The organism is Streptomyces sp. NPDC029674, from assembly GCF_044903205.1.
In the GTDB taxonomy this organism is placed as follows: Bacteria; Actinomycetota; Actinomycetes; order Streptomycetales; family Streptomycetaceae; genus Streptomyces.
In genome coordinates, this window is the sequence record NZ_JBJDPY010000044.1 from 1 (window position 1) to 2,352 (window position 2,352).

Consider the following 2,352-nt stretch of genomic DNA (forward strand, 5'->3'; position numbering starts at 1 on the left):
GCGTGTGGGTGGGGCGGGGCGCTTCTGCGTGGGGCCGATCAGTCGGCGACGCGATGGCGAGGGCTGCGGCCGAGCTCACGCACGAACGCGCCCTCGGCCACCTGGTCGTTCGCGGGGCCCGCTACGACGTCGGAGCCCTCGCGGACCTCGACGACGTCGCCCACCGGCACGGTCGCGTTCTGGGCCGCCCAGCGAAGGCCAGCCTGGACCATGCCGACGACGAAGAGGCCGACAGCGATGGAGAACGCCACCCAGTTGGGCAGGTCAGCGAGGATGGCCGCGCCGGCGCCGGCGGCGAGCGCAGCCTGCAGGGAGCCGGCCCAGAGGGTCAGGGTGTCGATGATGGGGGTGCGGCGGGTCTGCATGGGGGACTCCGTTCAGGCGACGCGGAGGACGTCGCCGGGGTGGATGGTGTCGGCGGTGGTCTTGCTGTTGAGGGCGGCGAGCGCGCCGTGGGTGGTGCCGTGGCGGGAGGCGATCGCCCACCAGGAGTCGCCGGGGCGCACGGTGTAGGTGCTGATCGGCAGGGCGATCACCTGGCCGATCTCGATGCGGTCCGGGTGGACCTTGGGGTTGGCGGCGATGAGCGCGTCGAGGGAGACCTTCGCGGTGCGGGCGATGCGGCTCATGGTGTCGCCGGCGACGACGCGGTGGACGGTGCCGGCCTCGACCTTCGGGGTGCGGAGGGTCTGGCCGGGGTGGATGAGCGTGCCGGTGGTGGCGCCGTTCATCTTGGCCAGGTCCACGGCGGCGATGCCGTGGGCGCGGGCGATCGCCCACCAGCCGTCGCCTGGCTGGACGACGTACGTGCCGTCGGGTGCCGCGGTTGGCGGGTCGGGCCGGACCACGGTGGGGGTCGGGGCGGCGTCCCAGGCGCCGCGGGCCTTGGCCTTGCGGATCGCGTCGTGGCCACCGGGCACGCGGGTCGGGTCCGTGCGCTTGTTGGTGGTGCGCTCCCAGGCCCATTCGGCGTGCATGATCGCCGGCAGGGTCGCGCCCCACTCCTTGTCGATGGCGACGAGGAGACGGATCAGGGCACGGAGCTGGGCCTCGGTGACGGGGTACTTCGACTCGTTGGCGTCCATGGAGATGCCGAGGGTCGTGAAGTTCGCCAGGTCCCGCTCCACGCCGGGGTTCGGGCAGACGTGGGTGGGCCAGGAGCCGGTGCCGGCCTGCGCGCCCACACCGGCTGTGTTCACGACGACCTTGCCGGAGCGGCCGTGCATGAGGTTGTAGGTCGGGTAGCCGAGGCCGCGCTTGATCCAGGCCTTCGTGGGGGCGTCCGCGCCCCGGGCGAAAGCGGAGTCGGCGGTCTCGGTGGTGTGGATGACGGTGGCGAGCACGCCGTCCATCGGCTCGCCCCAGAGGGCGAGGGCCTGATCGTCCCAGCCGGGGGTCAGCTCGTAGTCGATGCCGGCCTCCTCGAGCATCCGGGGCAGGCCGGTGAGCATGTACGACATGGTGTCTCCGTTCAGGCGGCCGCGTTGTCGAGGTGCTGGGCGACGATCTCGGTAGGGGTGGGCATGGGTCAGTCCTCCGTAGGGGTGGTGGGGGTGATGCCGCGGCGGGCGAGGATGCCCTCCAGGTGGATGCGTCGGGTCCGCTCGGTGGTCAGCTCCGCGCGCGTGGTCTCAAGGTCCTCGCGGCAGTCGTCGTACAGGTCCCGCGGCAGCGCCGCCGGGGTCTGCGTGGTGGGGGGCTCCGCGCCGGGGGCGGTCGCCGTCTCGATGCGGTGGCGTACGACCCAGCCGATGCCGGCCATGAGGGCCAGGACGATGGGGGAGAGGGAGGTGATGAGCAGGGCGATGTGCTCAGGGCTCAAGCGGGTCACCTCCCGGTGGGCGCGGTGGCGGGCTCCGGGCTGGTGGTGGCGTGGGCGGCGGCCACGAGGCGGGACAGCTCGAGGCCGACCTGGGTGGCGCGTGCGGCGCAGCCGATGGCGATGCCGGCGCCCATGATCTGTGTGGACGGGCCACCCTCGAGGCCGTAGACGGTGAAGAGGCAGACGACGTAGGTGCCCTTCGTGATGGCGAAGATCGCGCAGCCGACGAGCTCGGCGGACATGGAGTAGATGGGCAGCTTGCGGTGCGCGGCGGCGAGGGCCCCGGCGGCGGCCATGATCGGGCCGATCAGGTGCAGGCCGGCCCAGATCTCCTCCCACGGGGAGGCCAGGACCTCCTGCACAGCGCGCGAGGAGATGACCCCGGTGGCGTGCGCGACGCCGAGGACGATCATGCCGACGTACATGGTGACGGCGAGCGCGTGCGTGCTGGAGGTGACGGGGACGTGGGGTGCGGTCATCGGTGGGCCGCCGTGTCGTCAGGGTGGCGGGCCTCGGAGATGTAGAGCACG

General features: G+C 72.7%; 4 protein-coding genes. All 4 read right to left on the minus strand.

Annotated features, from left to right (window positions below; genetic code table 11):
- Positions 1–38: 38 nt before the first annotated feature.
- Entirely contained in the window at positions 39–365 is a 327-nt protein-coding gene (locus ACI2L3_RS40155) for a hypothetical protein (protein ID WP_350749439.1), read from the minus strand.
- A gap of 12 nt (positions 366–377) precedes the next feature.
- Complete coding sequence (locus ACI2L3_RS40160) at positions 378–1,460, minus strand: LysM peptidoglycan-binding domain-containing protein (protein WP_350749442.1); 1,083 nt, start codon at positions 1,458–1,460, stop codon at positions 378–380.
- 68 nt (positions 1,461–1,528) lie between these two features.
- Positions 1,529–1,822, minus strand: coding sequence for a hypothetical protein (locus ACI2L3_RS40165; protein WP_350749445.1), 294 nt, complete (start codon positions 1,820–1,822; stop codon positions 1,529–1,531).
- A gap of 5 nt (positions 1,823–1,827) precedes the next feature.
- Entirely contained in the window at positions 1,828–2,301 is a 474-nt protein-coding gene (locus ACI2L3_RS40170) for a hypothetical protein (RefSeq protein ID WP_350749448.1), read from the minus strand.
- Positions 2,302–2,352 lie beyond the last annotated feature (51 nt).

Coding starts and splice junctions, on each gene's coding strand:
- ACI2L3_RS40155 (WP_350749439.1), bottom strand. CDS start 365: ATGCAGACCCGCCGCACCCCCATCATCGACACCCTGACCCTCTGGGCC.
- ACI2L3_RS40170 (WP_350749448.1), bottom strand. CDS start 2,301: ATGACCGCACCCCACGTCCCCGTCACCTCCAGCACGCACGCGCTCGCC.
- ACI2L3_RS40160 (WP_350749442.1), bottom strand. CDS start 1,460: ATGTCGTACATGCTCACCGGCCTGCCCCGGATGCTCGAGGAGGCCGGC.